Origin of the sequence: Acinetobacter bereziniae LMG 1003 = CIP 70.12, assembly GCF_000368925.1 — a bacterium.
Classification (GTDB): domain Bacteria; phylum Pseudomonadota; class Gammaproteobacteria; order Pseudomonadales; family Moraxellaceae; genus Acinetobacter; species Acinetobacter bereziniae.
Genome location: NZ_KB849756.1, coordinates 2398796 through 2418881, shown reverse-complemented (window position 1 = coordinate 2418881; position 20086 = coordinate 2398796). Strand labels below are relative to the sequence as shown.

The window sequence follows — 20086 nt, the reverse complement described above, 5'->3', positions numbered from 1 at the left end:
TATCATGACAAATATCGTTCCTCAATTTGGTGTAGGTACTTTTCGTTTAACCAGTCAAACGGTGATTGACTCAGTCAAAACTGCCTTAGATGTGGGTTACCGTGCTGTAGATACAGCACAAATCTATGGCAATGAAGCCGAAGTTGGTCAGGCGATTGCTGAAAGTCATATTCATCGTGATGATTTGTTTATCACAACAAAGATATGGACTGACAATTATCAAGCAGACAAACTTATTCCAAGCTTGAAAGAGAGCCTACAAAAACTGCGCACTGATGCTGTCAATCTGACTTTGATCCATTGGCCTGCACCAAGTTTAGGTATTTCTGTTGCTGAAATGATGCATAACCTTTTAGAAGCTAAAAAGCTTGGCTTAACTGAACATATTGGTATTTCAAACTTCAATATTGACTTGTCACAACAAGCGATTGATGCTGTTGGGCTTGAAAATATTGCAACAAACCAAATTGAGCTCAGCCCTTATTTACAAAACTCAAAGTTAGTGGATTTCTTACAATCACAACATATTGATGTGACGTCATACATGACTTTAGCTTATGGCAAAGTTTTAAATGATCCTGTATTGGCTGAAATCGCTCAACAACATCAAGCTTCAACAGCACAAATTGCGTTGGCATGGGCATTGCAAAAAGGTTTTGCGGTTATTCCATCATCAACCAAGCGTGAAAACTTAATGACGAACTTAAAAGCCCAAGAGATTCAACTCTCTACTGAAGAAATGCAGATGATTGCACAATTGGAGCGCAGTGGTCGTGAAGTTGATCCAGAAAATTTAGCACCGAAGTGGGATATTTAATTTAGCTGCTCAGTTTAATCACAGCTAAATCTATTCTCACATTTTCACTGTTCATTTCTGATCGATTGAAAGGCATCAATTGCTTCGCAATATCTTTTGTTGCGAAGCTTTGATGTGTGTTTGACTCAAACAAAATGTGATCTAAAAGTTTTTGTTGAAATCAACATCAAAAAATTGTGCTTGTGATATTGGTCTGATGATTGCACCACTGTACTCGGTCTTTTTTCAATCTTCTGTATATTTGAGATCTCTCATGAAATTAAATTTTCCCTTACTTGCACTAGCCATAGGCGCTTTTGCAATAGGAACAACTGAATTTTCTCCAATGGGTTTTCTACCTCAAATTGCAGAAAACCTCAACATTTCGATTCCCACTGCGGGGATGCTCATTACGGCTTATGCACTAGGTGTAATGATCGGTGCTCCGATTATGACATTGTGGTTTGGACATTTTTCACGGCGTAAAGCACTGATATTGGCCATGAGTATTTTCACTATGGGCAATATTCTTGCAGCCATTGCACCGAACTATTGGGGGCTGATGGGAGCTCGAATAATTACCAGTCTTAATCATGGTGTATTTTTCGGGATTGGCTCAATTGTTGCCACCAGTGTTGTGCCTAAAGACAAACAGGCCAGTGCTGTTGCCATGATGTTTATGGGACTCACAATTGCCAATATTGGGGGGGTACCTCTAGCAACATGGATTGGACAAAATATTGGTTGGCGTATGTCCTTTGCCGCAATTGCGATCTTGGGTGTCATCACCATGTTGGCATTATGGAAAGCCTTGCCTGTAGATGTGGCAGGTTTGCGTCCAAATGTAAAAGCTGAGCTGAAAGTTTTGACTCGCTTGCCTGTGCTTTTTGCCTTATTGACGACTGTGATGAGTGCAGGAGCGATGTTTACGCTCTACACCTATATTGCACCGAGCTTGCAAAATATCACCCATGCCAGTCCAATGTTTATCACACTGATGTTGGTCTTAATCGGAATCGGTTTTTCAATTGGGAATCATCTCGGTGGGAAGTTCGCAGATCGATCACTGAATAAGACATTGACAGGCTTTTTAGTGTTATTAATGCTGTCCATGTTACTGTTCCCGATCTTGGCACAAACACCGCTTGGTGCAGCTTTGGCGCTTGTTGTTTGGGGAGCAGCAGCCTTTGCCGTTGTGCCTCCACTCCAAATGCGGGTGATGTCTGTTGCGCATGAAGCACCAGGACTAGCCTCTTCAGTGAATATTGGTGCATTTAATTTAGGTAATGCTTTAGGCGCAACCGTAGGTGGTGCAGTTCTCAGTATGGGTATGAGTTATTCAGCCGTTTCAATTGCAGGCGCAGTACTTACTGCATTAGGATTGCTCTTGGTATTTATCCAAATGAAAATGAGCCAAGAACCCGTGCATCAATTCAGCTAATGTTAACTTACCAAATCATCTGCGACTGAATTGATTATATTGTTCATTTCCCTGCACCTTCATAGGGTGTAGGGTTCAAAATAGCTATAAATAACGCATCCTGAATCAATGATTATTTTAAAATTTCAGGTAAGGCAACAAGCTTGGTATTCTTTGCCAATTCAGATTTCATCTTTTGCAGCATTTGATAAGGTTGCTGTTCAACCAGCATATTGGTCACACTTGCCGGGATTGAACCTTCAGGATTGGCATGTCCAGAAGTGATCACTTTCACTTTATTGGGACCAAGTTTTTGAAATGTCCAATCGCCCGCATAATCTTTTAAACGAATATAATCTGAGTTCAGTGCTTTGCCTTGTTGAACCGCAGAGTTTTTAATATAAATCGTGCCACTCGCGTCTTTAGACATCGTTCCTTTCACCACCATGTCACGATCTTTTAGAGGAAATGGAAAGTCTAAAACCATATAAATACTGAATTCGCCCTTTTTATCATCTCGAGACAGCACTTCTGCTTTAGCAACATTGGGTACCCATTTAGGTGAATTATTGACATCCAGAACTAAAGCAACAGCCCGTTCGATCGGTACATCTATTGTTGTTTCTGCTTTATAGGACAGAACAGGGTTATTGGTATCTTTATAAGTCCAAACCTTAATGTTGTTTTTGTTTAGACTCAATTTGGCATTGCTCGGTAAAGCTGCTTGTGTAGTCAGGCTAAAAGCACTGACTACACAAGTAAGTAACATCACTGTTTTTTTCATTTTTTATGTTCAAAATTTGACTCATTGTTATAATTTTAGCGCAACATGTTTTAAGCTTGAATATCATTTAAGCCTAAAACGTCCTTCATATCGTATTTTTTTGCATCTTTTCCGACAACCCAAGCTGCTGCACGTACAGCGCCTGCTGCAAAGTTCATACGATTGGTCGCTTTATGTGTCACTTCGACACGCTCACCCTCGCCTATGAACATCACAGTATGCTCACCGACGATATCACCACCACGAATCGTTTCAAAACCGATCGTTTCACGTTCACGTGGACCTGTATGACCTTCACGACCATAAACCGCCACTTTCTTCAAATCACGACCTAAAGTTTCCGCAACCGCTTCCCCCATCATCAAAGCAGTTCCAGATGGTGCATCTACTTTGTGACGATGGTGTGCTTCGATAATCTCAATATCCACTGTATCACCAAAAACTTTGGCAGCCAGCTCGAGCAATTTAATTGAAACATTGACACCCACTGAGTAGTTTGCAGCATACACAATGGGTGTTTGTGTCGCAGATTGATTTAACAAGGTTTTTTGCTCATCTGAAAAACCCGTTGTTCCAATCACCATTGCAACACCAGCATCACGGCATAATTTTAGATGGCTTTCTGTTGCAACTGGGGCAGTGAAATCAATCACCACATCAACATCTTTTAAAATGTCTTCCAAACTGCCCACGACTTTGATACCTACAGCACCAATTCCAGCAAGTTCCCCTGCATCTGCACCAATCAACGTACTTTCTGGACGCTCTACCGCTGCCGCAAGCTGATAACCTGCTTGTTGTACCGCTTGAATCAATGTACGGCCCATACGACCGCCTGCACCTAAAATACCAATACGTGGAGCTGCTGACATACGATCTTCCTAAATCTGAATTTGAAAATTTGGCTCTACTATAACAAAACTCAGTTCCAAGACCACGACTCCATTTAAAAAATACTGCGAACTTTCTGATTTCTTTTAAGTCTTCGGCAATTAAGGTCAAAAAAGTAGACTCAACGAAAAAATAGATCAAGACTAAAAAATATATCGATAAAACTTTGAAAAAATTTAAAATATTGCTCAATCTATTTCATCAAAGTGCAAGAATCACACAGCAGACTACTGCCACGAATGAAAACAATATGGATTATAAGGAGATCAATATGCATTCGAATAAAATGGTTTTTGCATTTGTATTAGCAACAATGATGACCAGTGCTTGGGCTGAATCTGCACCAACTCCAGCCGTTACACTTGCTGAAGAAAAAACGGTCTCTCAAGGCAACGCGACTACGCCTTCAGAAACACAAACTGAAGTTCGTGTCGAAGATATTGACGCTCCGATTCTTGAATAATTTTGGGTTGTTTTTAGCGTTAGAGGATATGGGGTTATATCCTCTATCTTGAAATCACTGCACAGATTCACAATATGATCTACGCTAATCTATTGAAACTTTAGATGTAAAACGTGGCAATGAAAGTTTTATCTCATTCAACAATATTTTCATAACATCAATTTTATTGATCAAAAAAAATTATATTTTGAAGCTACAATTAGGACTCATTTAGAATGACTAAATTTCGTATTTCGCGCCTAGAATCGCCTAAAAAACACACCTAGTCGCAAACATAGACGAATTGCCCACAAACCCTAAAATAACGAAACAATTTTAAATAAAATTTAAGCTTAATAAATGAATATTCTAAAGCGTGGAAGTCATACAAATAATAGAGAGATTTAAGGAAATATAATGCAAATTAAAACCATGATTTTAGGGCTAATGATGACCACAACTGTTTCGCTCAGTTGGGCACAAGACTCTACTGCCCCCGCTGAACCTCAGACAGCTGCCTCATCCACTCCGGCATTGATTCTTCCACAAGATGACAATTCAATCGATGCTGCGCCAGATGATCATGAATTTGACCAATCCTCATCGGATCAACCGACAAAATAAAAAAATGGAGCAACAGCTCACTGTTGCTCCATTTTTATTGATTTAATCGTTCAGATTAATTAGTCGAATAAACGATCAAAGAAAGATTTTTTCTTCGGCGAAGATTTATTGTCATCGCTTTCCATGGTCGCTTGAAGTTCTTTCAACAGCTCACGTTGGCGACTCGTCAAATTCACTGGTGTTTCTACTACGATACGGCAAAGTAAATCACCTTGCATGCTACTACGTACAGGTTTCACGCCTTTACCACGTAAACGGAACATTTTACCGGTTTGTGTACCTTCAGGCACTTTCAAACTAACACGACCGTCTAAAGTTGGAATCTCAAGTTCCTTACCTAAGGCAGCATCAGCAATGCTCACAGGCACATCCATATAGAGGTCTGCACCATCACGTTGGAAGATGTCATGTTCACGCACAACCACTTCAACGTATAAATCTCCAGACTGACCATCACGAATTGCTTCACCTTTACCAGTTAAGCGTACGCGATCACCATTGTCCACACCTGCTGGAATGGTCACTTCAAGGGTTTGTTGACGATCTGAAACCCCAGAACCATGACACTTATTACATGGGTTTTTAATGATTTTGCCCTGTCCGCGACAAGTGCTACAAGTCTGTTGGACTGAGAAAAACCCTTGTTGCATACGCACCTGACCTGCACCATGACAAGTCTTACACGTTTCAACATCATTCGGATTTTTTGAACCTTTTCCATCACAGGCATCGCAAGGTGCTGGTGCAGTGAAAGTAATGGTTTTTTTCACCCCTTTCACAGCTTCTTCAAGCGTTAATTCCATGACATAACGGAGATCTGAGCCACGACGTGCACGTTGTTGACCACGACCACCGCCGCCAAAAGCACCACCGAAAATATCACCAAACTGGCTGAAAATATCTTCGGCACTGAATCCACCGCCGAAGCCGCCACCGCCCATACCACCTTCAAAGGCATTGTGCCCCATACGGTCATACATGCTGCGTTTTTCACTGTCAGAAAGCACTTCGTAAGCTTCTGCACATTCTTTGAACTTTTCTTCAGCTTCTGCGTTGTCAGGGTTGCGATCTGGATGATACTTCATCGCCAACTTACGGTAGGCTTTTTTAATTTCATCATCACTAGCGGTTTTAGCAATACCTAAAACCTCATAATAATCACGTTTAGCCATGATTGGCGATGCTCCACAAAAATTTGATAATACTTCTATGCAGAGTAAATTGGGGGCGATGTTATTTTTTACAAGTTTGAAATCTAGTTTTTTTTAAAAAACTGCTTTTTTCTGTAAATATTTTGTAAAACCTTTAAGCCAAATATTGAGTAAATATAGCCATGCAATCGCACTAAATACGACACCTGCCACCGTACATGCTTTTACCCAGATGAAACTGTCCCAATAGAAAAACATTAAAGGGATAAACCACAATGCAGCAAAAGCCGCTAAAATCAAAAAAATGACAGCATTGCGCATAATCCACAATGCTTGTGCATGTATCCATACCTCTGCATCATTTGCTACTGCTACTTTGCGCGCTAACCAATATGCGAGCACTGCTGTAATTACCGTAAATAATGCAAGAAACATAAACAAATAAGAGCTCGTAATGAACTTACGATGCTGTTCCGGATTTGTTTGCCCCATGGGTGTTTTTGACCTCAAATTCATTGCATACCGATTGACTTATTATGCAATGAAATTTCCTATGTTATTTTCTGTTAAAGATTAAGTGCTACTATATTGAAGTTTTCAATTTTTCGCACCTAATATTCACAACAAATTATGTATTTTCTGTAGTTTTTTTAATCTTAAACCAAGTCGCATATAGCGCAGGTAAGAAAAATAGGGTCAAAAGTGTAGCGATAATTAATCCACCCATAATCGCAACAGCCATCGGACCAAAGAAAATACTACGTGACAGTGGTATCATCGCCAAAACAGCAGCCAATGCAGTAAGAATAATTGGACGGAAACGGCGTACTGTTGCGTCCAAAATTGCATCCCATTGATTATGCCCAGCTCGAATATCCTGCTCAATCTGATCAATCAGAATTAAAGAATTTCGCATAATCATGCCAGATAGTGCAATCGTACCGAGCATTGCCACAAAGCCGAACGGTTTGTTAAATAACAACAGGAATAAAACCACACCGATTAAACCCAATGGCGCAGTCAAAAACACAATGAAAGAGCGTGAAATACTTTTCAGCTGAATCATGAGGAGCGTAAATACCACTGCTAGGAATAGAGGCATACCTGCATTCACAGAACTTTGTCCTTTGGCAGACTCCTCTACTGTTCCGCCCACTTCAACCAAATAACCACTTGGTAATGTTGCGCGAAGTTGATCCATTTTCTCTGCCATTTGATTTACAACAGTTGCGGGTTGTAACTTGCTCCGAATATCTGCACGTACCGTAATGGTTGGTAAACGATTGCGGTGCCAGATTAGACCATCTTCAAACTTATACTGTAGTGTAGCGATTTGTGCCAATGGTACTGTAGTGCCATTGCTTGTCGGTACAGCCAAACTTGATAATGCTTCCACATTTATCCGTTCAGCCTGGTCCCCACGGATACGTACATCAATCAATTCACGTTTTTCACGATACTGATTGATGATCGCACCTGAAATCGAACTGTTTAAGAAATTCGCCAAATCTTCAGAACTCACACCCATTTGACGCGCACGATCTTGGTCGATCAGTAAAGAAATGATTTTACTTTGCTCACCCCAATCCAAATGTACATTGCCTGTATTGGGATTTTCGCTCAGCAGTTGAGCAACTTTCTGGGCTTCCTGACGGACTACAGCAATGTCTTCACCAGATACCCGATACTGCAATGGATAGCCCACAGGAGGACCATTTTCCAACAATGAGACACGGGTTCGAACTTGTGGCAATAATTGGCGAATTTGAGTATCTAAGGATTTACGAATTTCATCGCGATCATCAAGTGATGACGCCAACACCACAAACTGTGCAAAACTGGCTTGTGGCATTTGTTGATCAAGTGGCAAGTAAAAACGTGGCGAGCCTGTACCAACATAAGCGACATAATTATCAATACCTTCTTGTTTGGATAAGAACGCTTCCACTTTTTTCACAGCATTTTCAGTTGCGGTGAGTGAAGCGCCTTCTTCCAATTTTAAATCGACCAGAATTTCGGCACGGTTTGACGGTGGAAAAAACTGTTGTGGTACAAACTTAAACATCACCACCGACAGTACAAATACCCCCACAGTGATTGAAATCACCGTTTTTCGATAGGTCACACACCAATTCACCAACTTTCTAAAGCTTTGATAAAATTTCGATTGGTAGGGATCAAAATGCTCACCAGCATGATGAATCACAGGTTGCGGTTCAGGTTGTTTACGCAATCTTGCATAAAGACGCTGATACCACGGCGCTTTTTGCGCTTCTTTACTAAAATCAGGCAGTAATTTATCACCTAAATAAGGTACAAAAATCACCGCGGCAAACCATGACACAACTAAAGCAATAGTAACCACTTGGAAAATCGAACGGGTATATTCACCTGTACTTGATGCAGCGGTCGCAATCGGTAAAAATCCCGCAGCGGTAATTAATGTACCCGTTAGCATTGGAAATGCGGTACTGGTCCATGCAAATCCTGCGGCTTTCATTCGACTATAGCCTTGCTCCATTTTGATCGCCATCATTTCGACCGCGATAATGGCATCATCGACCAAAAGTCCTAATGCGAGGATCAATGCGCCTAAAGAAATCTTATGCAAGCCAACATCAAACAGATTCATCCCTGCAAAGGTCATGGCAAGCACCAATGGAATCGAGAAGGCAACCACTAATCCTGTTCGGAAACCCAATGAGAAGAAACTGACCAGTAAAACAATGATCACAGCCTCAGCCAATACTTTGACGAATTCATGAATACTACGTTGTACTGCAACAGGCTGATCTGAAACTTTTTTCAGTTCCATGCCCAAAGGTAAAGTCTTTTGTAGGGTTTGAAATTCAGTCTCTAGATTTTTACCCAATGCAATGATGTCCCCACCTTTACGCATGGATACAGCAAGACCAATACCATTTTCTCCCATAAAGCGCATACGCGGTTGAGCAGGCTCACTAAAACCACGATAAACCTCAGCCACATCGCCCAGTTGAATAGTTTTATTTCCCACCAGCAACGGCATTTTTTTCAGATCGTCTATGCTTTTTAATGCGCCACTGACACGGACTTGAATACGGTCTGTACCTGTTTCAAAGAAACCTGCACTGGTCACACTATTTTGTTTTGCCAAAGCTTCTTGGATTGCTGTAACAGGCACCCCCATCTGCACTGCTTTAGTATTGGAAATCTCAATCCAAATCTTTTGATCTTGTAATCCAACCAAATTGACTTTGCTGACATCTTTTACTCGCTGTAAGCGAAGTTGTAGCCGATCGGCATATTCTTTGAGTGTGGCATAATTGAAGTCTTTGCCTGTTAAAACATAAATATTCCCGAATGTATCGCCAAACTCATCATTAAAGAACGGACCCTGAACACCAGAAGGCAACTGGGTCTTGATGTCACCGACTTTTTTACGTACTTGGTACCAAACATTTGGAAGTTCATTGGATACTAACGAATCTTTTGCCATAAACATGACCATGGACTCTCCAGGACGAGAGTACGCCATAATCTTGTCATAGAGCCCTGTACTCATGAGCTCCTTTTCAACTTTATCGGTGATTTGCAGAGAGACTTCCTGTGCTGTTGCACCCGGCCAGTAGGTTTGCACCACCATCACCTTAAAGGAAAAAGGAGGATCTTCACTTTGAGACAGTTTGGAATAAGAAAATAACCCGACAATCCCCAGCAAAATCATAAAATAAAGCACTAAGCCTTTATTTTTGAGCGCCCATTCTGACAAATTAAAGGAGTTAAATAGACTCATGATCATGCCCCTTTTTGGATAGTTACAGCACGATTTTCACGATCTATTGGTTTAATTTTTTGCTTGTCACGGAGTAAGTGAACACCGCCGACCACCACCCATTGCCCCGCATTTAAACCACTCAATACCGTGACATTGTCACGCCCGTAAGGTCCTAAAGTCACAGAGACTTTACGAATAGTCTGATCAGGATTAACCACCCAAATATATGCTTGATTATTATTGGCTGAGACACTGCTCAGCGGTACACTCAAAATATTTTGAACATTTTGATTGAAAAACACACGTGCGCTTTGCCCCAGTTGAATGACCGACTGTGCTTCTTTTAAAGCCACTTTCACTGTAAATGTCCGCGATTGATCTGCGGCAGGAGAAATCTCACGGACATAGGCTGCAAATTTATCTTCAGGCTTTGACCACAAGGTAATCCATGCGCTTTGTCCAACTTTAATTTCAGAAATCGCCTGTTCAGGAACCCCGATAACCACCTCACGATCACCATCAATCGCCAATTGATAAATCGCTTGCCCTGCCGAAACCACTTGTCCAATTTCAATATTACGTTGGGTAATGACCCCATTTTTATTGGCAATCAGTTGGTTATAACCTGTCTGATTGGCACTGACATCATAGTTGGATTGTGCTTGTTTAAGGCTTGCCTGTGCTGCGTCATATTGATTTTTAACACTATCGTATTGGGAACGACTGACGGCATTGATGGGTAATAATTGTTGAAAACGTTTAAACTCATCTGCTGCAAGTTTCGTAGCGGATTGAGCACTTTCAAGCTGTGCTTTTGCAGAGTTCAATTGTAATTCGGCATCTTTGACATCTAGCTTGGCCAAAACCTGCCCAACTTTAACGCGGTCGCCAACCTCGACATAACGTGCAGTGATCTGTCCAGCAACCCGAAAGGCTAACGCAGTTTGCTGCCGTGCCTGTACATCGCCTGCATAGCTTTTCTGATCTTCTTGGGAAGTCAGCGGTTGGGCAACCATCACCAAGGGAATCTGTTCCACTTCAGGCGCTGGCTTACTACATCCCACCAGAATGACACTACACGATACCAATAGGCTCGTGATCACTAACTTTATACTACGCATAGGCAAGGCTCTTATTTAAATGCCCTTTTCAGGCAAATGAGAATGAGATATTGAGACCATGTGACGATTCATCTAGCACCTTGCAAAACAAACAAAACCATACTTTGTTCTTGCGCAGGTTGGCGTTAAAATAATCTTAGCCAGCATGCCGAAACTGAAAAAGTAATTTTCTAGGTTTCACGCTTTGCCCGCTTAGTTTTACTGAACGACACAAGTCATTGATGAAATGTCAAAAGCCCGTTTGTTGCTCATTTTTTAATTAATATACTGCATGGTACAATAATTGTGAATCATGTTTTGAGTAATTGACCTAATTTTGTTTTTTTGGGAATTATTGTGCAAACAACAGTTGGCCGTCCAAAGGACTTAGAAAAACGTAAACACATTGTAGAAGCAGCAAAAAAACTGTTTCTAAAGCTTGGCTATCACGGTTCCAGTATGAATCAGATTGCCAAAGAAGCAGGTGTAACAAAACTGACCGTATATAACCATTTTCAAGATAAAGAAACTTTATTTAGCTGTGCCATTGAAGAAACTTGCGAACAGTCAATTAATGCCCGACCATTGCGTCTCAATGCTGAAAGTGATTTTTATGCACATTTTTTTCAAGCCTGTGAATTGGCAATGAATGTGATTAATTTGCCTGAAGCTATTAAATTAGATCATTTACTATTGGAACTTGCCGCAGAAAAGAACCCTTTAGCGCTACAATTCTATAATTCGTCTCATCAGAGAATGTGTTCGGTATGGCAAGACTTTTTTCAACAAGCCACGAGCCTGAAATTTATTCAAGCAGACCAGATCGAAAAACAGACCAATTTAATTTTGTCATTATTGCTCGGTGTTCGTCATCATGAGGTCTTGTTGGGAATTCGCCCAACGCCAACAGATCAAGAAAAGCAGCAAATCATCAAAGAAAGCATTGATTTATTTATGCTGAAATATAAACCGTGATGGTGCTATTAAAAAACTAAATAATGTGCAATTGCTGTTTCAGGCATACTCGAAGGTGTCATAGGCAAATTGACCCAAAAAGTTGGGGTCTGTTGACAATTCGTCTATGTTTGCGACTACGTGTGTTTTTTAGGCGATTCTAGGCGCGAAATACGAAATTTAGTCATTCTAAATAAGTAGTTCGGAACGAAGAAGCGGCAAAAAACACGCTAGTCCCGAAGGGTTGTGGCTAAAATTATCTCAGGCTACGTTATGAAACTTGAAAATAGTCTCGCTATTCTCTTTGTTTCCTTGCAGAGTATACTCCTCATGCCTGTTCAATTTTAACCTACAACACAAGCCATTTATGAAATGTCTACAGACCCTAATAAAACCGAACGAAAAACAAATCAAAGTCGACTTCTTGCACAGTCACTTACATACTTTTGTAGGGAGTCCCTTGGATTGTGATGGAATCACGTTATATTCAAGATAACAAGAACTGGAGAGTGACAAATGGTTCAACAAATTGATGCTCCACTGCGTGAAGATGTACGCTTACTCGGAAATCTTTTAGGTGAAACCTTAAAAGAACATGCAGGACAAGATTTGTTTAATCAAATTGAACAGATTCGCGCTTTAGGCAAAGGCGCCCGTGATGGTCAAATTGAAGCAGAAAAACAACTTGAACAATTATTTTTAAATTTAAAAGATGATGAAATTCTGCCTCTGACCCGTGCATTCTCACACTTTCTAAATTTTGCCAATATCGCAGAACAATATCATGTGGTGCGTAGTCGTCGCCAAAGTGAATGTGATGAACATGCCCCATCACCCAATGTTCTCGACCATTTATTTAGCAAGTTTAAAGATCAGCAAATTTCGGCTGAAACGCTTTATCAGCAAATCTGTGAATTAAAAATTGAGTTGGTACTCACCGCGCATCCAACTGAGGTCAGTCGTCGTACTTTAATTCAAAAATATGATGGGATTAATCACTGTCTTTCAACATTTGATCAGCAAAAACTCACGCCTAAACAACGTGCTGAGGTACTGACTGATTTAAAACAACTGATTTGTTCAGCATGGCAAACGGATGAGATTCGTCAACACCGTCCTACGCCGATTGATGAAGCAAAATGGGGCTTCACCACCATTGAACAAACGTTGTGGAATGCAGTACCCAAATTTATCCGTGAGTTGGATGACCTTGTTCAAGACAACTGTGCTCAAGCCTTACCTTTGGACATTTCACCAATTCGCTTTGCATCGTGGATGGGAGGCGACCGTGATGGAAACCCGAATGTCACGCATAACATTACACAAGAGGTTTTGTGGCTATCTCGCTGGAAAGCCGCCGATTTATATCTTCGTGATATAGAAGATTTGCGTTGGGAGCTTTCAATTGAGGCGTATTCCAATGAATTACATCAAGCTTTAGGCTATAGCCATCCAGAGCCATATCGTGAATATTTACGTGCAACTCGTGAACGCTTAAAAGCTACCCGTCAATGGTTGGCAGATAAATTACGTGGTCAGCACTCAGACGTTGACCGTAGTTTAATCATTCGTCATAAAGATGAATTATTACAGCCACTATTGCTTTGCTATCGTTCGCTCATGGCATGTAATTTGCCAGAAATTGCCAATGGGAAATTGCTCGACTTTATCTATCGTGTCAATTGTTTTGGAATTGAATTATTAAAGCTGGACATTCGTCAAGAATCAGGTCGTCACCGTCAAGCCATCTCCGCAATTACCGAATATCTTGGTTTGGGTAATTTTGAGACATGGACTGAACAAGCCCGCCAAAACTTCTTATTGCAAGAATTACAAAGCAAGCGCCCATTATTACCAAAACACTTAAACGAGCCAGCCAATAGCCTGATTGAACATCCTGATGTTCAAGAAGTCTTTGCAACGATGCGTACATTGGCAGAGCAACCCAAAGAAAGTTTAGGTGCTTATATCATTTCAATGGCGGAATATCCGAGTGATGTATTGGCGGTACTGCTACTTCAAAAAGAAGCGGGAATTGAACATCCCTTACGTGTAGTGCCATTATTTGAAACCTTGAAGGATTTAGATGGTGCTGCAAGTACCATGACGACCTTATTTAATATGCATTGGTATAAACAGCATATTCAAGGCAAACATGAGGTGATGATTGGTTACTCTGACTCTGCCAAAGATGCAGGCTTTATGTCGGCAAACTGGGCTCAGTATCGTGCCCAAGAAGAGTTAACTGCGATTGCAAAACAACACGGCGTACAATTGACCTTGTTCCATGGTCGTGGCGGCTCCATCAGTCGTGGTGGTGCGCCTACTCAACAGGCACTATTTTCTCAACCACCTGGCTCAATTTCTGGTGCAATCCGAGTAACTGAACAAGGTGAAATGATTCGCTTTAAATTTGGTTTGGAAGAAATCGCCTTACAAAATTTAGAAATTTATGCTGCTGCGACATTAGAGGCAACCTTATTACCGCCACCTGTACCCAAACAAGCATGGCGAGATTTGATGCACAACATGACCGACTTGTCTGTTCAAGTGTATCGTCAGACCGTGCGTGAAAATCCTCATTTTGTAAAATATTTACGCACCGTTACCCCAGAACTTGAGTTACAAATGTTGCCGCTTGGCTCACGCCCTGCGAAGCGTAAAGTCAGTGGAGGAATTGAATCCTTACGTGCTATTCCTTGGGTTTTCGCTTGGACACAAATTCGTTTGATGCTTCCTGCTTGGTTGGGTACAGGGGCAGCCATCAATCAAGTGATTGATCAAGGTCAGAAAGCTGTTTTGGATGAAATGCTGTCTGAATGGCCTTATTTCCAAACCTTAATTGATATGCTAGAAATGGTGCTGTCTAAAGCGGACTCAAATATTGCCCTGTATTACGAATCTCATTTAACAGATGATGAAGATTTAAAAGTGCTCGGTGCTGAATTACGTCAACGTCTCCATGATGCTGTTCAAACACTTTTAGCCATGAAAGGCGAGTCAGCACTTCTCAGTTCCAATGAAGTGCTTGATCAAGCAATGAAAGTACGTAAACCATATCTGTTGCCGTTACACTTATTGCAAGCTGAGCTCATGAAACGTCGTCGTGCTTATTTGGCTGAATTTCAGGCTGAACATACCCCTGTAGATCATGCACTGATGGTGAGTATTGCTGGTATTGCGGCGGGTTTACGAAACACAGGTTAATTTACTGAAGATCTCATCACTTGTTATATCCCGTTTAGGAGAATGGCATTTGTCATTCTCCTAAGTTTTTATAAAAATGCCAACTGATTCAAATATTTTAAGTGACCAATCACTTTTTTTAATCAATCAAAAAGCATCTAATTTTTTATTTTTTTTAATATTAAATTTTTTTAATACTTTGATTTTACGCAGTAACATCGCTTAATTATTTGACCAAATGGTACAAAACAATCTTTTTCCCTAATAAATGCAAGCGTTTAGTTTGACTAAAATGATTAAAACTCTCGAAAAGAAAGCGTATGATGTGTCCAATTTGTCTTTCGAGTGCTCAATTTATGTCCAACTGGTTTCCCAAATGGCGTCCGTATTCTGGCAGCATTGATGCAAGACCTGTCGGTACCAGTGAGTATTTACCTCCTGCACAAAGCATTGTTTTAGGGATTCAACATGCTTTTGCAATGTTTGGCGCAACTGTACTTGCACCTTTCTTAATGGGCTTTGACCCGAACTTGGCTATTTTGATGTCAGGGATCTGTACGATCCTATTTTTTATTGTAACGGGTGGTCGTGTCCCAAGTTATTTGGGTTCAAGCTTCGCCTTTATTGGTGTCGTCATCGCTGCAACGGGTTATGCTGCTTCTGGCACGGGTACACCAAATTTAAATATTGCCCATGCAGCAGGCGGTATTATGGCGTGTGGCGTGTTGTATGCAATCTTTGGTTTGATTGTGATGGCAACAGGGACCAAATGGATAGAAAAGCTGATGCCTCCTGTGGTTACAGGGGCTGTGGTCATGATTATCGGTTTAAACCTTGCGCCAGTCACAGTAAAAGGGGTTGCAGGCAATAACTTTAATATGTGGATGGCGTTGGTGACTGTACTTTGTATGGGCTCAATTGCTGTATTCACAAAAGGTTTATTACAACGTTTACTGCTATTGGTTGGTTTATTGTTGGCTTATTTGATCTATTTCATTGTTGCCAATGTGATGGGGAATGGTACACCAATCAATTTTACCCCAATTCAACAAGCAGCTTGGTTTGGTACTCCCACATTCCACTCGCCTGTTTTTGATATCAATGCCATGTTGATCATTGCACCGATCGCTTTAATTCTTGTTGCAGAGAACTTAGGTCATATCAAAGCTGTTAGTGCCATGACTGGAGAAAATTTAGACCCTCAAATTGGTAAAGCGTTTGTTGCTGATGGTATTGCAACAACACTTTCAGGTGGTGTGGGTGCTCCGGGCATGACCACTTACGGCGAAAATATTGGTGTGATGGCGGTCACCCGTGTTTATTCGACGATTATTTTTGTCATTGCGGGTGTTTTTGCCATTTTCTTAGGCTTTTCACCAAAGTTTGGTGCAATTATCCATACTATCCCAACTGCGATTTTAACCGGTGCTTCGATTGTGGTGTTTGGTTTAATTACCATTGCGGGCGCAAAAATCTGGATTGAAAACAAAGTCGATTTTTCCAAAAATAAAAATCTGATGGTGGCTGCTGTGACCATTATTTTGGGTACAGGTGACTTTGCCCTTCAATTTGGTGATTTCAATCTCGGTGGTATTGGTACTGCAACCTTTGCGGCACTGATTCTCAACTGGTTCTTTAGTTTAAACGATAAATCAGAATAATTAATTGAAGATATTTAAAGCAGCCGAAAGGCTGCTTTTTTTATTTCTATTTTATATGACGACAGACCCACAAATAAATTTCTTGCACTTGATCCAAACAATCACAACTGAGTACATCAGGATTTTCCAGTTCTTTTAACAGATATTCAAACATTGGCTTTTGTTCTGGATATTTCTGGAGAGCTTGCAGTACAGTATTGTCTAAATTTACAGGCCATTGTTCGATCTCAAGCCATGTCAGTGGCAATAAGCGAATGATTCTTTTCAATAAAGATTTTTTTAAATTGACGCTGTCTTGTAAGTCGAACCGCGTAGTCGCCAACATCTCGAAATAATGTTGTATCTCTTGATCATATCCCTGATTTATCGCGAGAATCACACTTCGATCAATTTCAACATTTTCAAACTGTCTGGATAAATTATCGCCATAAAGAGGATGGCAAAAGAATTTGATCCATGCTCCCCAACTTTTTCGATTGTTCTCGTTTAAAACATCTTGTAATACACCAATATCAACATCAACTTTAGAAAAAAAGCTGGTTAAAGCCATAATATCCGACTTAATCTGCGAAATTTTTCGTTCTACATCATCGACTGGCTGAACAAAGACCACACATAAATCGAGATCAGACTGTCCAATAACAGCTGTGCCCTTTGCCACACTTCCATAGACATACACACTATGCAGTTCAGTCGGAAATTCGGTGCAAAAGACGTTTATCACTTGCATTAAAACAGGTTCAAATTCAGATTGAATCATGAGAGATGTCGATATAACGGAGTGATTGAATAGAAAATCATAAGATCTGATTTATATCAAACGGCTTAGCATTAAAAAAGCCGTACTGTTTTTTTATATCCTGTACGGCTTGATTTTGCTAAAAAAGCTAATTTTTTTATCTATTGCTATGTCTATGTCAGCTTTGCATTTTTAAGCTTGTTCTCGCTCCAACCATGCTTTTAAACAAGGTGAAAAAAACAAATTGCCTTGATAAATACCTTGTACGGTTTTGCCCATAACCATTAGCCAAAGCATCATGAGAATTGCAGCAAATGCTAAACCTGTATCGACAATAAAATTAACCTGTAACTGATGCCCTACATTCAATATCGCTAAAGTAAAGACGCCCAATGGAAAGGTTAATCCCCACCAACCTAAGTTAAAAGGTAATTCTGTCGCAGCGTGCTTCAATGTGGTTAAAACAGCTATTGCAAACCACCACACACCAAAACCCAGTAACATAAAACTTGCGACAATACCTGCGTTTTGAAAGAACACACCGAGGCTTTCTAAGTGGATCAAAGTCAAAACTTGAGGTGCTTGAGCACCTAAAACCAAGAGTGTCAATGCGCCAGTACCAATTGGTCCCAAAGCCAACCAACCTGTGATTGCCAATTCTTTGCTTGGTAATTTATGTAATGCCAGACGCAACATCAAAATCGTCAGGATCCCAAACGCTGGCAATACAGACATTCCCCACAGCATATAACTGGCGAATAAAATACCGATAGCTTGCTGACTCGCTTCCATATGCGCTAACAACAAACCACCTGAGGTTGCTGCAACCTCACAGGCGACAATCGGCAACAACCACATTGCAGTCATTGTGTGCAATTGATGCTCTTGTTTATGGAACATACAAAATGGTACAAGAATCCCAATCCCTACCGCCAAAATGACATCAACAAACCACAACAGTTGTGCGATTTGGATTGCAGCATCACCGTATATTGCAACGCCATATTTTAAAAAGCCATTTAAAATCGTTGCCAAACCCATTGGAATTGCACCTAAAAAAAGTGCCATCGCAGGATGGGAAAAGATCTGCTTCGCTTCTTGAGGATAAATCAGCCAGCGCAGAACATAGAGCGTCATAAATGTGATAAATACCAGTATGTTAAATTGCCACAGCAGGGTTGCCAATTGCCACAAAAAACCTTGAGCAAATGGAAATTCAGGTAAAATGAGTGCCACAACGCCTGTCCCCATGGTCATGGTGAACCAATTTGGCGTAAACTGTCGGATCACATCTCGTGTTTGTTCGAGTTGGTAAAATGGCTTTTTCATCGCTTCATCCTCATTTCAGCAGATAAATTGATTATAAAATCACTTATTAATAAATAAAATTGATTTATTTTCATAAAATGAATCAATTTAACTGATATAAAAAATTATTCTCAATATTTTTTTCTGGATAAAAACACAACAACAAGACGAAACTGTGAGATTATGGCAATATATAGTCCTTTCAAATTTTAAGCTTATTTTGAAACCATGCAGCTGTTACGTCTAAATGCCTTAGCACCAAATTTCCAATTGCCCCAAACCGCAGTGACGATTGGCAATTTTGATGGTGTCCATTTGGGACATCAAGCCATGGTTTCGCAACTGAAAGACGTTGCAAAAACACATAACTTAAAAACCTTGGTGATGATCTTTGAGCCTCAACCTTTAGAGTTTTTCAAAGGTTATGAAGCGCCCTCTCGCATCTCCTCACTGAGAGAAAAAGTCGAATATCTCACTGAGTTGGGTGTCGACTATATTGCTATTGCCAAATTTGATAATCAATTTCGCAGTTTAAGTGCCGAAAACTTCGCTGATTTATTAAAAAACAAACTCAATGCTCAAAGCTTGATCTTGGGTGACGACTTTCATTTTGGTAAAGACCGTCAAGGAAATAGCGAATTTTTAAAACAATACGGTTTTGATGTCACGAATTTAAAAACGATTGAGTTTAATGGTGAACGCGTGAGTTCAACTCGTATTCGCCAAGTGCTTCATGCAGGTGATCTCTCACTTGCTGCAAAATTATTGGGTCGTCCCTATAGCATGATTGGTCGTGTGCAATACGGTGATCAAATTGGTCGCACCTTAAACTTCCCCACCATTAATGTCCGTGTTGGGCGTCATAGACCTTGTTTAAGTGGTATCTATGGCGTAGAAGTGATTTGTGAAACGACCTCTTTAACAGAAAAGGTTAAAGCGGAATCCCCAGATAAAAAAGGCATCCTTGGCTATCACACCGATGCTTTATATGGTGCAGGTCATGTAGGCACACGCCCTGCAATTAAGCAAGAGCACCCAGAATGGCGATTAGAAGTACATTTTCCTGATGTTTCTGCTAATCTGTATGGTCTGTTGATGCGAGTCACTTTCCTCGACTATTTACATGGTGAATTAAATTACCCATCTCTTGAAGCGCTTCAGGCGGGGATTGATGATGATGTCGAACGATTGCTTGAGTTTCGTAAAAACACCCCCAAATTTCCTTTTTAAACTTAATTTTTTATTGTAAAACGCGTCAGCAATGGTGCTGATA

16 protein-coding genes are annotated in these 20086 nt (G+C 40.6%); 8 read left to right on the top strand and 8 right to left on the bottom strand.

The window, feature by feature from the left end:
• Positions 1 to 4 precede the first annotated feature (4 nt).
• Complete coding sequence (dkgB, locus tag F938_RS21035; protein ID WP_005034984.1) at positions 5 to 817, top strand: 2,5-didehydrogluconate reductase DkgB; 813 nt, start codon at positions 5 to 7, stop codon at positions 815 to 817.
• 253 nt (positions 818 to 1070) lie between these two features.
• The gene (locus F938_RS21030; RefSeq protein ID WP_005034981.1) at positions 1071 to 2237 is read left to right on the top strand and encodes an MFS transporter; all 1167 of its coding nucleotides are present in this window, start codon (positions 1071 to 1073) and stop codon (positions 2235 to 2237) included.
• Between the two features lie 112 nt (positions 2238 to 2349).
• Here F938_RS21030 and F938_RS21025 read toward each other — a convergent pair whose 3' ends face one another.
• On the bottom strand, positions 2350 to 3000 hold the full coding sequence (locus tag F938_RS21025; protein WP_005034978.1) for an START domain-containing protein: 651 nt from the start codon (positions 2998 to 3000) through the stop codon (positions 2350 to 2352).
• Positions 3001 to 3050: 50 nt separating this feature from the next.
• Complete coding sequence (gene dapB, locus F938_RS21020; RefSeq protein ID WP_004825798.1) at positions 3051 to 3872, bottom strand: 4-hydroxy-tetrahydrodipicolinate reductase; 822 nt, start codon at positions 3870 to 3872, stop codon at positions 3051 to 3053.
• Between the two features lie 290 nt (positions 3873 to 4162).
• Between dapB and F938_RS21015 the strand changes: the two genes are divergently transcribed.
• Both F938_RS21015 and F938_RS21010 read left to right on the top strand, forming a co-directional pair.
• Positions 4163 to 4354, top strand: a complete 192-nt coding sequence (locus tag F938_RS21015) for a hypothetical protein (RefSeq protein WP_005034973.1) — start codon at positions 4163 to 4165, stop codon at positions 4352 to 4354.
• A 396-nt stretch (positions 4355 to 4750) separates the two neighbouring features.
• Positions 4751 to 4957 carry a hypothetical protein gene (locus tag F938_RS21010; protein WP_005034970.1) on the top strand — a complete coding sequence of 69 codons (207 nt, stop codon included), beginning with the start codon at positions 4751 to 4753 and terminating at the stop codon, positions 4955 to 4957.
• A gap of 59 nt (positions 4958 to 5016) precedes the next feature.
• Here F938_RS21010 and dnaJ read toward each other — a convergent pair whose 3' ends face one another.
• The 4 genes from dnaJ to F938_RS20990 form a co-directional block, all read right to left on the bottom strand.
• Positions 5017 to 6129, bottom strand: a complete 1113-nt coding sequence (gene dnaJ, locus F938_RS21005) for a molecular chaperone DnaJ (RefSeq protein ID WP_004825793.1) — start codon at positions 6127 to 6129, stop codon at positions 5017 to 5019.
• Between the two features lie 93 nt (positions 6130 to 6222).
• Positions 6223 to 6600 (bottom strand): hypothetical protein, encoded by a 378-nt coding sequence (locus tag F938_RS21000; protein WP_004825792.1) that lies wholly within the window; start codon positions 6598 to 6600, stop codon positions 6223 to 6225.
• Positions 6601 to 6736: 136 nt separating this feature from the next.
• On the bottom strand, positions 6737 to 9883 hold the full coding sequence (locus F938_RS20995) for an efflux RND transporter permease subunit (protein WP_005034967.1): 3147 nt from the start codon (positions 9881 to 9883) through the stop codon (positions 6737 to 6739).
• 2 nt (positions 9884 to 9885) lie between these two features.
• Positions 9886 to 10986: an efflux RND transporter periplasmic adaptor subunit gene (locus F938_RS20990; protein ID WP_005034965.1), complete on the bottom strand. Its 1101-nt coding sequence runs from the start codon at positions 10984 to 10986 to the stop codon at positions 9886 to 9888.
• Between the two features lie 336 nt (positions 10987 to 11322).
• On the opposite strand from F938_RS20990, the gene F938_RS20985 reads away from it, so the two are divergent.
• The 3 genes from F938_RS20985 (at position 11323) to F938_RS20975 (ending at position 16766) form a co-directional block, all read left to right on the top strand.
• Positions 11323 to 11940 (top strand): TetR/AcrR family transcriptional regulator, encoded by a 618-nt coding sequence (locus tag F938_RS20985; RefSeq protein ID WP_004825785.1) that lies wholly within the window; start codon positions 11323 to 11325, stop codon positions 11938 to 11940.
• Positions 11941 to 12435: 495 nt separating this feature from the next.
• Positions 12436 to 15126, top strand: a complete 2691-nt coding sequence (ppc, locus tag F938_RS20980) for a phosphoenolpyruvate carboxylase (protein WP_005034962.1) — start codon at positions 12436 to 12438, stop codon at positions 15124 to 15126.
• A gap of 335 nt (positions 15127 to 15461) precedes the next feature.
• Positions 15462 to 16766, top strand: coding sequence for a solute carrier family 23 protein (locus F938_RS20975; protein ID WP_005034960.1), 1305 nt, complete (start codon positions 15462 to 15464; stop codon positions 16764 to 16766).
• Positions 16767 to 16812: 46 nt separating this feature from the next.
• Here F938_RS20975 and F938_RS20970 read toward each other — a convergent pair whose 3' ends face one another.
• Both F938_RS20970 and F938_RS20965 read right to left on the bottom strand, forming a co-directional pair.
• Positions 16813 to 17526: a nucleotidyltransferase family protein gene (locus F938_RS20970; RefSeq protein WP_005034957.1), complete on the bottom strand. Its 714-nt coding sequence runs from the start codon at positions 17524 to 17526 to the stop codon at positions 16813 to 16815.
• 171 nt (positions 17527 to 17697) lie between these two features.
• Positions 17698 to 18834 (bottom strand): TDT family transporter, encoded by a 1137-nt coding sequence (locus F938_RS20965; protein WP_005034955.1) that lies wholly within the window; start codon positions 18832 to 18834, stop codon positions 17698 to 17700.
• 207 nt (positions 18835 to 19041) lie between these two features.
• Here F938_RS20965 and ribF point away from each other — a divergent pair, with 207 nt between their 5' ends.
• Positions 19042 to 20043: a riboflavin biosynthesis protein RibF gene (gene ribF, locus F938_RS20960; protein WP_004825776.1), complete on the top strand. Its 1002-nt coding sequence runs from the start codon at positions 19042 to 19044 to the stop codon at positions 20041 to 20043.
• Positions 20044 to 20086: the final 43 nt, after the last annotated feature.

What these genes read in the sequence shown, in the direction of transcription:
- dkgB (WP_005034984.1), top strand. Translation starts at nt 5, where the DNA reads ATGACAAATATCGTTCCTCAATTTGGTGTAGGTACTTTTCGTTTAACC.
- F938_RS20995 (WP_005034967.1), bottom strand. Translation starts at nt 9,883, where the DNA reads ATGAGTCTATTTAACTCCTTTAATTTGTCAGAATGGGCGCTCAAAAAT.
- F938_RS21000 (WP_004825792.1), bottom strand. Translation starts at nt 6,600, where the DNA reads ATGGGGCAAACAAATCCGGAACAGCATCGTAAGTTCATTACGAGCTCT.
- F938_RS20965 (WP_005034955.1), bottom strand. Translation starts at nt 18,834, where the DNA reads ATGAAAAAGCCATTTTACCAACTCGAACAAACACGAGATGTGATCCGA.
- F938_RS20990 (WP_005034965.1), bottom strand. Translation starts at nt 10,986, where the DNA reads ATGCGTAGTATAAAGTTAGTGATCACGAGCCTATTGGTATCGTGTAGT.
- dapB (WP_004825798.1), bottom strand. Translation starts at nt 3,872, where the DNA reads ATGTCAGCAGCTCCACGTATTGGTATTTTAGGTGCAGGCGGTCGTATG.
- ppc (WP_005034962.1), top strand. Translation starts at nt 12,436, where the DNA reads ATGGTTCAACAAATTGATGCTCCACTGCGTGAAGATGTACGCTTACTC.
- dnaJ (WP_004825793.1), bottom strand. Translation starts at nt 6,129, where the DNA reads ATGGCTAAACGTGATTATTATGAGGTTTTAGGTATTGCTAAAACCGCT.
- ribF (WP_004825776.1), top strand. Translation starts at nt 19,042, where the DNA reads ATGCAGCTGTTACGTCTAAATGCCTTAGCACCAAATTTCCAATTGCCC.
- F938_RS21015 (WP_005034973.1), top strand. Translation starts at nt 4,163, where the DNA reads ATGCATTCGAATAAAATGGTTTTTGCATTTGTATTAGCAACAATGATG.
- F938_RS21010 (WP_005034970.1), top strand. Translation starts at nt 4,751, where the DNA reads ATGCAAATTAAAACCATGATTTTAGGGCTAATGATGACCACAACTGTT.
- F938_RS21025 (WP_005034978.1), bottom strand. Translation starts at nt 3,000, where the DNA reads ATGAAAAAAACAGTGATGTTACTTACTTGTGTAGTCAGTGCTTTTAGC.
- F938_RS21030 (WP_005034981.1), top strand. Translation starts at nt 1,071, where the DNA reads ATGAAATTAAATTTTCCCTTACTTGCACTAGCCATAGGCGCTTTTGCA.
- F938_RS20970 (WP_005034957.1), bottom strand. Translation starts at nt 17,526, where the DNA reads ATGATTCAATCTGAATTTGAACCTGTTTTAATGCAAGTGATAAACGTC.
- F938_RS20975 (WP_005034960.1), top strand. Translation starts at nt 15,462, where the DNA reads ATGTCCAACTGGTTTCCCAAATGGCGTCCGTATTCTGGCAGCATTGAT.